This is a genomic window from Mesorhizobium sp. B2-4-12, assembly GCF_006441575.1.
Lineage (GTDB): Bacteria > Pseudomonadota > Alphaproteobacteria > Rhizobiales > Rhizobiaceae > Mesorhizobium.
Genome location: NZ_VFVC01000008.1, coordinates 34,833 through 47,067, shown reverse-complemented (window position 1 = coordinate 47,067; position 12,235 = coordinate 34,833). Strand labels below are relative to the sequence as shown.

Here is a 12,235-nt window from a genome sequence, read left to right as displayed (position 1 = left end):
ATGGCGAATGGGCTCGATGATGTGGTGGCGGCTGAAACCGTGCTGTCGGACGTGGATGGTCTGGGCGGCCGCCTGACGATCCGCGGCCATTCCCTGCCGGAACTCGCTAGGCGATGGCGCTACCCGCAGGTCGTGCGTCTGCTGCTGGACGGGTTCTTCGACGATTTGCCTGGTGACGTCGATCTGGCGGCGAGATTGGGCAAGGCACGCGTCGAGGTGTTCGACCGGCTCCTGCCTTCGCTGCCCTTGCTGGCCCCGCTTGACGTCTACAGCGCCATGCGTGCCGGCATGGCGCTGCTGCCGGATGGCGAGACGCTGGCCGACGCCTTGCTGCTGATCGCGGCACCCGCAGTGCTGACGCCGGCGCTCTTGCGTCTGGGACGCGGCGAGCAGCCGATCGCTCCAGACAGCAAGGCCGACCATGCCGCCGACATGCTGCGGATGCTGAGGGGTTCCGATCCTTCGCCTGATCTTGCCAAGGCGCTCGACACCTATCTGGTGACCGTCTGCGACCACGGCCTCAATGCCTCGACTTTCGCCACCCGCGTCGTCGCTTCGACATTGGCCGGCCTGACATCGTCGGTGCTGGCAGGCCTAGGCGCGCTGAAGGGGCCGCTGCATGGCGGCGCGCCCGGCCCGGTGATCGAGATGCTCGATGCCATCCAGGCGCATGGCGACGCGGCCGTCTGGCTGCGCGACGAGATCGCGCATGGCGAGCGCATCATGGGCTTCGGCCATCGCATCTACCGCGTGCGCGACCCGCGCGCCGATGTGCTGAAGGCGGTCGTTCGCCAGCTTGGCGGCGAGGGCGAAACCGGCCGCCGGCTGGCCTTCGCCGAGACTGTCGAGCAAACGGCGCTCGATGTGCTTCGGATCGCCAAGCCGCAGCGCTCGCTGCAGACCAATGTCGAGTTCTACACCGCGCTGGTGCTGGAAGCGGCGGGTTTCCCGCCGCGAGCCTTCAGCAATGTCTTTGCCGCCGGGCGCGTCGCCGGCTGGGTCGCGCATGCGCGCGAGCAGCAGACGACCGGGCGCCTGATCCGTCCGCAGTCACGCTATGTCGGCCCGGTGCCGGATCTCGTCGCCTAGGCTCGATGTCGGTTTCGAACGGAACGCCTCTTCGCGTTGAAGCGGAGGGGCTTTTTCCGCATGGCCGAAAATTTCATGTGATCACGCGACCGTGTTCGTGTTCTTGCCTTGGTCCATCCTTATATGCTGCACTGCAACATAAACTCCCGGCAACCGCATCCTTCCGACGACGTTGGGGCATGCTGGAGCATCAGGATGACAGGGACGCCATGACGAAGAACGGCAAGGCGGAGGAAAAGAAGAAGATCAACATCGCCCTTCAGGGCGGCGGCTCGCACGGGGCTTTTTCCTGGGGCGTGCTCGACCGGCTGCTGGAGGATGGGCGGCTGGAGATCGCGGCTGTGTCCGGCACCAGCGCTGGCGCCATGAATGCCGTGGCGCTGGCCGATGGTTTTGTCAGAGGCGGGGTCGAGGGCGCGCGCAAGAAGCTTGACGATTTCTGGCGCGCGGTGGCGGCGAAGGGCCGCTTCAGCCCGGTGCAGCGCATGCCTTGGGATGTCGCCTGGGGCAACTGGTCGATCGAGAACACGCCCGGCTATGTCTTCTTCGACACCATGTCTCGAGTGTTCTCGCCCTATGTCGCCAATCCGCTCGGCCTCAATCCGCTGCGCGACGTGGTGGCGCGAGAGATCGATTTCGGCAATGTCCGCGCCTGCAAGTCGATCGAACTGTTCATCTCCGCCACTAATGTCGAGACAGGACAGTTGCGGGTATTCTCCGACGGCGAGATCGACCTCGACACGGTGATGGCCTCGGCCTGCCTGCCGCAACTGTTCCGCGCCGTGGAGATCAAGGGTGTGCCCTATTGGGATGGCGGCTATGGCGGCAATCCGGCGCTTTACCCGTTCTTCAAGACGGCGGCGACCGAGGACGTGCTTCTGGTGCAGATCAACCCCGTGGTGCGCGAGGGGACGCCCAAGAGCGCCAACGAAATCCAGAACCGGATCGACGAGATCACCTTCAATGCCGGGCTGCTGCGCGAATTCCGCTCGATCGCCTTTGTCAAGGAATTGATCGCCGCCGGTCGACTGCCGCATGGCGAGTATCGCGACATCCGCATGCACCGCATAGATGCCGACGAGGCGTTCAAGGACCTGTCGGCATCATCCAAGATCAACGCCGAATGGGCGTTCCTGACCTATCTGCGCGACCTCGGCCGCACCGCCGCCAGCGACTGGCTGGAGGAGAACTACGATGCCGTCGGCAAGCATGCGACGCTCGATCTCTCGGGCGAACTGGACGACGGTTTCAAGCCGGTGCGCGGCCCGGCACCCGGCCGGCGGGTCAAGGAATTCCTTGCCGCACGCAAGACCCCGGAAGCAGAACGCCGCCGGGCCTGAACCCGCCGCCGCCAAGAGCGCGATCCACCGTCCGGAATCCGCGTAGCGTCCGTGGACAATGGGCAAGTGACAACCAGCGCGTGTGAGGATCGCATCATCATGCTGACGCCTGCTGCCACCGACACGCCAATGCTGCCGCGCACCGTTACGCACTGCTGCCGGGAAATGATGAGCGGATCGGTCGACACCAGGCTTGCGAATGGCACGGAGTTTCCGCAGTCGCGCTGTGGTCAGCGCCATGTCGCTGGCTCCGGGCCGCGGTGATCCGACACACCCCATTGCTGGGTGCACTGACGTTCTTGATGTTAGGCTAAACGTCGATGGACTGGCCTGGCGCAAATCCAAACTTGAGTGGCATGCCCTGCCATTTCGCAAACGATTCCAATGCATTGGTCGGTGTCGCCGCCGCCGGGATCTGATTTCGTTCGCCGATCGAAAATGATCTGGCCCGTCGGCCGAAATCCGCGTCCCGATTAAAAAATCCGCAGGATGGCGCCGGTTCCGCGGGAATGCGGTGCTGCCCCGTTTGGCAAATGGCAGACCGGTCATTCGGGCCGGCGATGAGGGGCGGACCGTGAGCCGGCCGAGCAGGTATTTTAGCGGATCAAGAACAGTATCGCGGCGGTCACACCTTGTCCGGCTACGCAATGCTGCTGCAACTTTCGGACTATATCGCGGTGCGACTTTGATGTAGAAAGCGCGCTCGCCGTTCACGGCAAATTGAACAGGGTCAGGCGCGCACCCATATCGGCGACGCGCCCGCGCTGCGGAGGCGCGGTGCTGGCCGAACCCGCAACGGAAAAATGACGATGCCGAGAATCAGGTTTCACAAGCTTGCAGCCATTGTTGTGCTCATTGGCTTCGCAGCCTGGATGGCGACAGGCGAGTTCTCGTCGGTCGGCAGCGTCGCGGCGAACAAGGCCAAGGCAGCCGAAGTCGAGCAGGGCAAGGCGCCGGACGCAGGCAAGCCGAAGACGGTAGCCGAGCCGAAGGCGCCGCTTCGCACGGTCGCCGTGGTGACGCCGCCGCGCAAGACTTATGCACGCGCCATCCGTATCTCCGGGCTAACCGAGGCCGACAAGCGCGCGGTGCTTGCAACGCGCGTCGCCGGCGTTATCGACAAGCTGCCGGTGAAGCAAGGCCAGCACGTCAAGACAGGCGATCTGGTGCTGATGCTGGCGGCGGAGGAAAAGATCTCGATGGTCGACAACGCCAAGCAGCTTGTGGCGCAGCGCAAGGCAGAGCTCGATGCCGCCGAGCGGCTGGCCAAGACCGGCAATTTGCCCAAGCTGCAGCTTGACACCGCTCGCTCGAACCTCACCCAGGCGCAGTCCCAGCTCGATACCGCGCAGGCAGAACTCGACCGCAACGAAGTCAAGGCGCCGTTCGACGGCGTCATCGACCGGGTGCCGGTGGAACTCGGCAGCTCCGTCATGCAGGGCAGCGAGGTGGCAACCATCCTCAAGCTTGATCCGATCATCGCCCGTGGCGAGATCAGCGAGCGCGATCTCGGCTATTTGAAGCTCGGCGACAAGGCCAGCGTCCGGTTGGTCAACGGCCAGACCGTCGAAGGCACAGTTCGCTACATCAGCCGCGATGCCTCGTCGGCGACCCGCACCTTCCGCGTCGAAATCGCGATCCCCAATGCCGATGGCAGCGTTCCCGCCGGCATGACCGCAGAGATCGGTCTCAGCGCCTTGCCGACCGACGCGATCATGCTGCCGCGTTCGGTGGTGACGCTCGGCGACAAGGGCGATCTGGGCATCCGCGCCGTGGGCAAGGACAACAAGGTGGCGTTCTTCCCGATCGACCTGGTCGACGACACGCCGACCGGCCTCGTGCTTGGCGGCATCCCGGCCGATGCGCGCATCATCGTTGCCGGTCAGGAACTGGTGAAGGAAGGCGATGAGGTCAAGCCGGTCGAGGCAGACCAGGCGACCATCAACAGGCTGATTGGCGAAGCCACCGCCGGTACCCAGTAGCGCGACGTCAGCGCGCCGACTTGTCCGGCGCCTGGTCAGTTCGCCGCTCCGAAGAAAACAGCAGGTCCAATTGATGGATATCGTCAGACTCGCAATCAACAATGCCCGCCTGACCATCTCGGTCCTGGTCTTCCTTCTGCTTGCCGGCTGGGTCGCTTATCAGTCGACGCCGAAGGAAGCGGAACCCGACGTTCCGATTCCGATGATGTATGTCAGCCTGGTCTACCAGGGCATTTCGCCGGAGGATTCCGAACGGCTCCTCTTGCGCCCGATGGAAAGCAAGCTGAAAAGCCTGAAGGGCCTCAAGGAAATGCGCTCGGCCGCCTTCCAGGGCGGCGGCTATGTGCTGATCGAGTTCCAGCCACAGACCAACCTGGCGACGGCGCTGCAGGATACACGCTCCAAGGTGCAGGACGGCAAGGCCGACCTGCCGCAAGCGGCCGAAGAACCTGTCGTCACCGAGGTCAACGTTTCCGAATTCCCGGTGCTCGTCGTCACGCTATCCGGCGAACTGCCCGAGCGCGTGCTGGCCGCCGCGGCGCGCGAACTGCGCGACCGCATCGAGGAAGTGCCCGGCGTTCTCGAAGGCTCGCTGCAGGGCTCGCGCGACGATCTTGTCGAGGTCGTCATCGATCCGATGAAACTGTCTTCCTACGGCTTGCAACTCGACCAGCTGATCGGCGCCGTCGGCGCCTCGAACAGCCTCGTCGCCGCCGGCAACATCGAAGGTTCGCAGGGTAAGTACGCCGTCAAGGTGCCATCGCTGATCGAAACCCCCGAGGATGTGGCGGCACTGCCCGTGGTCGCCGGCCCCAATGCCGTGGTGCAGGCCAAGGACATCGCGATGATCCGCTCGACCTTCGCCGACGCCACGACGATCACGCGCCTCAATGGCAAGCCGGCCATCGCCATCGAAGTCAAGAAGCGCATCGGCGCCAATCTGATCGACACGCTGACCAAGGTGAGGGAGGTGTCCGACGCCTTCGTCAAGACGATGCCCGAGGGGATGCACGTCACCTACACACAGGACAAGTCGGTCTTCGTCAACCAGCTGCTCGGCGATCTGCAGAATCACGTGATGATCGCCGTGATCCTGGTGTTCATCGTCATCCTCTACGCGCTGTCGGGCCGTGCCTCGCTGCTGATTGGCCTCGCCATTCCGTCGTCCTTCCTCATCGGTATCCTGCTGCTCGCGATGATGGGCTACACGATCAACATGATCGTGCTGTTCAGCCTCATACTGGCTGTCGGCATGCTGGTCGACGATGCCATTATCGTCACCGAATTCGCCGAACGACGGATGAGCGAAGGCATGCCGAAACAGGAAGCCTTTGCGCTTGCCGCCAAGCGCATGGCCGGTCCTGTCATCGCAGCGACCATGACGCGCATCGCCGCCTTCTCACCGCTGCTGTTCTGGCCAGGCATTATCGGCGACTTCATGAAGTATATGCCGATCACGCTGATCGTCACGCTTTCGGCCTCGATGCTTTATGCACTGGTTTTCGCGCCGACGCTGGGCGCGATCTTCGCCAAGGCGCCGGAGCATCACGAGGACGACAGCCGCGACGGCTGGTATATGGCTGTCGTCAAGCAGGCGGTGCGCTTCCCCATTACGGTGATTGTGCTCACCGTCGTTCTTCTGGCCAGCATCTTCGTTGGCTACTCGAAGTACGGCGCCGGAGTCGAGTTCTTCCCGAGCGTCGAACCGGATTACGGACTGCTCTATGTGCATGCCCGCGGCAACCTTTCGCTCGCCGAAATGGATACGGCGACCAAGATCGCGGAAAACAGGCTGCTCGGCTGGCCGGGTGTGAAGTCCGTCTACACCCGGGTCGGCAAGTCCCAGGGCGGCGGTCAGGATGTGCCCGAGGACGTCGTCGGCGTCATCCAGTACGAGTTCATCGACTGGCGCGAGCGCAAATCGGCCAACCAGATCCTGAATGATCTGCGCGGCGTCATGGCCGGCATTCCCGGCGTCGACGTCGAGGTTCGCGTGCCGGAAGCTGGCCCGCCGACCGGCAAGCCGATCCAGATCAGGCTTTCGGCCGTCGATCCGAAGGGATTGGACGAGAAGGCGCGCGCGGTGGCGGCGCGCATCGCCAAGGTGCCCGGCGTCATCGACATTTCCGACGGCTTGCCGCCGCCCGGCGTCGACTGGGCGCTCGAGGTCGATCGTGCCAAGGCTGCCCAGTATGGCATCAGCCCGACCTCGGTTGGCACCGTTGTGCAGCTCGTCACCAACGGTCTGAAGCTGTCGGAATACCGGCCCGCCGGCGCCGACAAGGCGGTCGACATCCGCCTGCGCTTGCCGGAGGATCGGCGCACGCTGTCGACCCTCGACGAGCTCAGGGTGCAGACCTCGCAAGGATCGGTGCCGATCTCCAACTTCGTCGTCCGCAAGGCGAAGCCGAGCGTCGGCGTCCTCCATCGCATCGACGGCGCGCGCACCGTGGTGGTGCAGGCCAACGTCGCCGCCGGCGCCCAGGTCGCCGCCGTACAGCAGGAGGTCACCAAGGCCGTCGCCGACATGGGTCTGGGCAGCGGCATCCGCTGGAAGCTGGCGGGCTCGAACGAGGACAGCGCGGAGGCCAGTGCCTTCCTAAGCAAGGCTTTTGGCGCAGCGATCTTCCTGATCTTCCTGGTGCTGCTGGCGCAGTTCAACAAGTTCACCAGCGTCTGGCTGGTGCTGTCCTGCGTGGTCATGGCGACTATCGGCGTGTTCCTCGGGCTGCTGATAACAGGCGAGACATTCGGCATCGTCATGTCGGGCATCGGTGTCATCGCGCTGGCCGGCGTGGTGGTGAACAACAACATTGTGCTGATCGACACTTATGACCGGCTGCGCGAAGAGGGTTGGGACAAGATGGATGCCGTGCTGCAGACCTGCCGCGAGCGTGCGCGACCGGTGGTTCTGACCGCGGTGTCGGCGATCCTGGGTGTGCTGCCGATCGCCTTCGGCCTCGGGCTGGAAATCTTCCATCACGAGACGACGATCAACGCACCGTCGACGCAGTGGTGGATATCGCTGTCCTCGGCGATCGTCTTCGGCCTGTCCTTCGCCACCATCCTGACACTGGTGGTGACGCCATCGATGCTGATGGTGTTCACCCGCGCCAAGGTGAAGCCTGGCGCCAGGCGCGGCTGGTTCAGCCGGCTGTTGCGGCGCGGCAAGGGCGAGATCCCATCGGACGCGCCGACAGCGGAGGCGGCCACCGAGCCGGCCATCGCCTTCCCGAAGGCCGCCGAATAAGCAGGCTTGCCGATCTGACCGGCAAAGGCCGCACGGAACATCCGGGCGGCCTTTTGCATTTTGTCCTCACGAGCAATGCGAAGCATCGTCTCGGGAGCAATGCAGAGCGGGGATTTCGTCATGCCGATCATCACCATTGTCATCATCGTCCTGATCCTTGTGCTTATCGGTGCGGTGCCGGCCTGGCCGCATTCGCGCTCCTGGGGGTACGGACCTTCGGGCATAGTCGGTGTGGTGCTGGTGGTGGTTCTGGTGCTGCTTTTGATGGGGCGGCTCTGAGCCGCCTTCGGTTCGAGGAGAGGCGTGGGCGAACTTGGCCCGCCAACCTCATTCAGGCGGCGTGCAAATGGCCATTCGCGGTGGCGATGCCGATATCCTCGAGGGCTTCGGCGATAGCCTGATCGAGCGGCGTATGGGGTATCTCACCGATGATGCCCTCCAGCCGCGTCGAGGCCAGCCGATGCGGTTCGAAACGCAGATAGGACATCGAGACGATCTCGCGCCACATTGCCACGAACGGGCTGCCGGCGCGCAGCACCCACCACGCCATCGCGCTCATCTTCAGCGGCCGGCCGAGTGCTTTCTCGGCGGCGGCCTTGATTTCCAGATCGGTGACCGCGTGGCCGGGAAAGTTCAGCGCCTCGTAGGAGCCGAGCTTGTCGAGATTGCGCGCCAGCGCCACGAAGCCCACGGCGAAGTCCGGCAAATAGGCCCATTCATGCATGAGGTCGGCCGGGCCGGGCGCGGTGTAGATGCCCTTGGTCATCTTGGCGGCGACGATCAGGTCGAACCATGAGCCGCTGCCGGTGCCGCCGAAGAAGTCGCCGGCCCGCAGAAGAATCGTGCGCACCCGGCCTGCTTCGGCTTCATGGCGGAACAGCTCTTCCATGGCACAGCGGATGCGGCCCTTTTCAGTCGTCGGATGGAAGGGCGTGTCTTCCGACAGCACGGCCGGCATCGGCGAACCGTAATTGTAGATGGTACCGGGAAAGAGATGCAGCGCGTTGTTCGCATAACAGGCCGCCATGACGTTCCGCGCCATCGGCAAGCATTTGCTCCAGTCGGTGTAGATCGGGCTGAGGCCGTTGAAGACGATATCGACGCCCTCGGTGGCGCGGATCAGCGATTGACGGTCCAGCGCATCACCGGCAACCGCCGTGGCGCCCTTGAGTTCAGCAGGCACCTTGCCGGTGCGGGTGACGGCGCGGACGTCGAAGCCGGCATCGATGAAGGCTTTGGCAACCACGCGGCCGAGCCGGCCGTTGGCGCCGAGAATTGCGATCTTGGTCATGTCAGTACTCGTGGTTGGTGTTGCAGTCCGTATCGCTGTTTGCATGGCGAATATGAGTGCCTCATTGATGAATTGAAATTGGCCATGAACGTAGGCTTGATATTCATTCTTGAATGGATGATATCGACTAGAACCCGATCGAGAGCTTCGTCATGGTGGCGGAAACCGGCAGCCTGTCGGCAGCAGCGCGAAAGTTATCCGCCACTCAGCCGACGCTTGGCGGCAGATCGGGAGTTGGAGGAGGCGCTGGCGTCACGCAGTCCCGGCGCGGGCGAAGACGCTATGCGCTCACGGAAGCCGGCCCCGCTGTTCGAACGCGGCAAGGCGGTCAGCGAGCAGGCGAGTGGGAAGCGTTGCGGACGGGAAAACGGTATCGGCCTCGGCCAGCAACGGCTGGCCGAGCGGGATCCGCTGGTGGAGAAGGTGCTGCCCGGCCTGCCGCTGCCGAACCTGCCAATGTGGCTCGCCATGCATCGCGATGTGCGCGGCAGCGTGCGCATCGGCCGCGTGGCGGATTTTCTCCATGAGGAACTGAAGCGCTATTCGGCGGGTGCGGGCGCGAATTCGGCCCGGTGAGCCAGTCCGGCCATCAGCAACACGACGATCAGCAAGCCCGCCATGGCGATGAAGATCGGGCCGAAGCTGAAATGCTCGGCGACGAAGCCGATCGCCGACGGCGCCACCAGAATGCCGGAATAACCCATGGTGGTGACGACGCTCATGCCGGTGCCCGACGACATGCCTTCCTGGTTGCCGCCGGCCGAAAAGATGATCGGCACCATGTTGGCGATGCCGAAGCCGCAAAGCGCAAAGGCCGCGATGGCGAGCCAGGGCGAGGGCGACAGGCCGGCGACCAGCATACCGGTGGCGGCGACAACGGCCGAGCCGCGCAGTGTCGTCACCGCGCCGAAACGGTTACGCACGCCATCGCCGAAGAAACGCATGATCGCCATGACGCCGGAGAAGGCGGCGTAGGCGAGACCGGCAACGGCAAGGTCGGCGCCGAGTTCCTGCCGCAGATACAGCGCCGCCCAGTCGAGCACGGCACCTTCGGAAATCATCGTCAGCAGCGCCATCAGGCCGATCAGGTAGACGAGCGAATTCGCCGGCAAGGTGAATTTGTGATGCTCGGCAGCCTGCGGCTTATGTTCGGCCACGACATGAGGCACCGCCGCCGCGATTGCCGCGAAGGCAAGCGCCGTCACCACGGCGGCGTGGGCGAGATGGCCATAATTCTGGATGGCGAAGCCGCCAAGCGCTCCGCCGGCGAAGCCGCCGAGACTCCAGAAGCCGTGCGAGGAGGACATGATTGCGCGGGACAATTTTCGTTCGACGACCACCGCGTTGGCGTTCATGGCGACATCCATGCCGCCGATCGAGCCGCCGAAGATGAACATGGCGATGGCCGCCAGCGGCACGTTGGGCGCCAGCGCCACGACCAGCAGGCCGAGGCTGCCGCAGAGACCGAACCAGCGCAGCACGGTGCGCGAGCCGTGTTTGGAGATCAGGTGGCCGCACCAGGTCATCGCGGTGACCGCGCCGGCGCCGAACAAAAGGATCAGCAGGCCGAGCGTGAATTTCGAAATGTCCAGCCGGGTCAGGAACACCGGGATCTGCGGCGCCCAACTGCCGGTCAGGAAGCCATTGGCGAGGAAAACAGCGGCCACGGCCCATCGCCCGCGAATGGCAGTCTGCATGGCGTTCGACGCGTTCATAAGGCGAATCCGGTCAGAAAATGGCTTTGCGCGGCAAATTAGATCGATTCAATTTTCAGTCAAGCACCGCGCAAAAGGAAGTGTTTGGACCAAAGGGAGCGACCAAGGGGTCGGCCTCGTTCGAGGCAGGCTGCGGCGTTGGAGGTTGGCAGAAACGCCTCTCCGGGCGAAGCAAGGAGCGAAGCGACGCGGCGCAGACCCGAGGATCCATGCCGTGACCGAGGAGCGCCGCTAGATGCAGAATGTTCCCTGGTTGCGCCGTTACGATCATATTCTGGACCGCGGTGCTCTTCGGCAGCCGTCACGGAATGGATTCTAGGGTCTGCGCCGCGTCGCTTCCCGACTGCTTCGCCCTAGAATGACGAAGCCGCAAACTTCGTCCCGCGTCGGAAGTAGGTGCCGGAGGCTGGTGGCCGTCTAAGGTTCGCTAGTGGTCCTTGGGACGCCTCGCTTCGAACTCGGCCTTTTTGGCATCCGAAGCTTCGGTTTGATTGAGCGCCTGCCAGTCGGCATAGGGCATGCCGTAGACGATCTCGCGCGACTGGTCCTTGCTGAGATCGACGCCCTCGGCATTCGCCGCCTCGCGATACCAGTTCGACAGGCAATTGCGGCAGAAGCCGGCAAGGTTCATCAGGTCGATGTTCTGCACATCGCTGCGGTCCCTGAGGTGCTCGACCAGCCGGCGGAAGGCCGCGGCCTCGAAGTCGCGCTTCTGCTCGTCATTGAGTTCGGTCATCGTAAGCTCCTTACGGCTTAAACCGGCCCGTGCGCGAGCCGAATTGCCTGACCACATGTATATCGGCACGGCGGTCGATGGCGTCAACGATCGGGGCCAGGCGCTCGGCCCAGGCGAGGATACCCTTCTGGTCCGATATCAGATCCTGGCGGATCTCGATGAGCGCGTGGGCATAGCCGTTGACGATGGCATGCTTGAACATGGTGTCGCCGCGCAGCGCGCCGTCATAGGGTTCATTGTCGCCGACGACGAGGGTCTTATCCTCACCGAGCATATCGATCAGCGGCCGCGCAACCCGGTCGTCCCGGTCCCACAGGATACCGACGTGCCAAGGACGTTGGATCCCTTGCATGACCGGCGTGAAGGAATGCACCGAAAAGATGAACGGCGCCTGCCCGGAAGCCTGCGCGACCGAAGCGATCATTGCGGCAACGGCGTCGTGATAAGGCCGGTAAAAGCGGTCGAGCCGTCTTTCGCGTTCCTCCGGCGCCATGGGATAGTTTCCCGGCACGATCGTGCCGTCATAGAGCTGGCGAATGAGGGTCGGATCGTCCTCGCCGCGGTTGGGGTCGATCAAAAGCCGCGAGAAATTGGCGATCACCGCGGGCACGTCGAGCAAGGCGGCGAGTTCGCGCGTCACCGCCTCGACGCCGATGTCATAGGCGATATGGCGGTCGAACTCGGCAGCCGGCAGTCCGAGGCTGCCATAGTCGTCGGGCAGGTCGCGGCGGGCATGATCGGCCAGGAGCACGATGCCTCGCTTGCGGTCGCCCTCGACAAGGTCGAACGGCGCGAAAACTGTGGATCGGGTCATTGGCAGGAAATGGTCTGT

Annotated in this window: 9 protein-coding genes and 1 pseudogene; 6 read left to right on the top strand and 4 right to left on the bottom strand. The window is 63.9% G+C overall.

What is annotated here, in order from left to right; all coding sequences use genetic code 11:
* From FJ934_RS07270 to FJ934_RS07250, 5 genes are all read left to right on the top strand, one after another.
* Positions 1–1,089: a citrate synthase/methylcitrate synthase gene (locus FJ934_RS07270; RefSeq protein ID WP_140608219.1), complete on the top strand. Its 1,089-nt coding sequence runs from the start codon at positions 1–3 to the stop codon at positions 1,087–1,089.
* A gap of 209 nt (positions 1,090–1,298) precedes the next feature.
* Entirely contained in the window at positions 1,299–2,429 is a 1,131-nt protein-coding gene (locus FJ934_RS07265; protein WP_140608404.1) for a patatin-like phospholipase family protein, read from the top strand.
* An 809-nt stretch (positions 2,430–3,238) separates the two neighbouring features.
* A complete protein-coding gene (locus FJ934_RS07260) occupies positions 3,239–4,411 on the top strand; it encodes an efflux RND transporter periplasmic adaptor subunit (protein ID WP_140608217.1) in 1,173 nt (390 codons plus the stop codon).
* Between the two features lie 73 nt (positions 4,412–4,484).
* Entirely contained in the window at positions 4,485–7,661 is a 3,177-nt protein-coding gene (locus FJ934_RS07255; protein ID WP_140608215.1) for an efflux RND transporter permease subunit, read from the top strand.
* A 120-nt stretch (positions 7,662–7,781) separates the two neighbouring features.
* On the top strand, positions 7,782–7,940 hold the full coding sequence (locus FJ934_RS07250) for a DUF3309 family protein (RefSeq protein ID WP_140608213.1): 159 nt from the start codon (positions 7,782–7,784) through the stop codon (positions 7,938–7,940).
* A 52-nt stretch (positions 7,941–7,992) separates the two neighbouring features.
* Here the strand turns inward: FJ934_RS07250 and FJ934_RS07245 are convergent, their stop codons facing one another.
* A complete protein-coding gene (locus FJ934_RS07245; protein WP_140608211.1) occupies positions 7,993–8,952 on the bottom strand; it encodes an SDR family oxidoreductase in 960 nt (319 codons plus the stop codon).
* Between the two features lie 152 nt (positions 8,953–9,104).
* Here FJ934_RS07245 and FJ934_RS07240 point away from each other — a divergent pair.
* A pseudogene (locus tag FJ934_RS07240) lies at positions 9,105–9,528 on the top strand (hypothetical protein).
* Here the strand turns inward: FJ934_RS07240 and FJ934_RS07235 are convergent.
* From FJ934_RS07235 to FJ934_RS07225, 3 genes are all read right to left on the bottom strand, one after another.
* Positions 9,492–10,667 carry an MFS transporter gene (locus FJ934_RS07235; RefSeq protein WP_140608209.1) on the bottom strand — a complete coding sequence of 392 codons (1,176 nt, stop codon included), beginning with the start codon at positions 10,665–10,667 and terminating at the stop codon, positions 9,492–9,494. The pseudogene FJ934_RS07240 and the gene FJ934_RS07235 overlap by 37 nt on opposite strands.
* A 427-nt stretch (positions 10,668–11,094) precedes the next feature.
* Complete coding sequence (locus FJ934_RS07230) at positions 11,095–11,403, bottom strand: DUF1244 domain-containing protein (protein WP_140608207.1); 309 nt, start codon at positions 11,401–11,403, stop codon at positions 11,095–11,097.
* 10 nt (positions 11,404–11,413) lie between these two features.
* Positions 11,414–12,217, bottom strand: a complete 804-nt coding sequence (locus tag FJ934_RS07225) for an N-formylglutamate amidohydrolase (protein WP_140608205.1) — start codon at positions 12,215–12,217, stop codon at positions 11,414–11,416.
* Positions 12,218–12,235 lie beyond the last annotated feature (18 nt).

Bases quoted from the DNA above. Each gene is read 5' to 3' on its own strand.
- FJ934_RS07270 (WP_140608219.1), top strand. From the start codon at position 1: ATGGCGAATGGGCTCGATGATGTGGTGGCGGCTGAAACCGTGCTGTCG.
- FJ934_RS07265 (WP_140608404.1), top strand. From the start codon at position 1,299: ATGACGAAGAACGGCAAGGCGGAGGAAAAGAAGAAGATCAACATCGCC.
- FJ934_RS07260 (WP_140608217.1), top strand. From the start codon at position 3,239: ATGCCGAGAATCAGGTTTCACAAGCTTGCAGCCATTGTTGTGCTCATT.
- FJ934_RS07255 (WP_140608215.1), top strand. From the start codon at position 4,485: ATGGATATCGTCAGACTCGCAATCAACAATGCCCGCCTGACCATCTCG.
- FJ934_RS07250 (WP_140608213.1), top strand. From the start codon at position 7,782: ATGCCGATCATCACCATTGTCATCATCGTCCTGATCCTTGTGCTTATC.
- FJ934_RS07245 (WP_140608211.1), bottom strand. From the start codon at position 8,952: ATGACCAAGATCGCAATTCTCGGCGCCAACGGCCGGCTCGGCCGCGTG.
- FJ934_RS07235 (WP_140608209.1), bottom strand. From the start codon at position 10,667: ATGAACGCGTCGAACGCCATGCAGACTGCCATTCGCGGGCGATGGGCC.
- FJ934_RS07230 (WP_140608207.1), bottom strand. From the start codon at position 11,403: ATGACCGAACTCAATGACGAGCAGAAGCGCGACTTCGAGGCCGCGGCC.
- FJ934_RS07225 (WP_140608205.1), bottom strand. From the start codon at position 12,217: ATGACCCGATCCACAGTTTTCGCGCCGTTCGACCTTGTCGAGGGCGAC.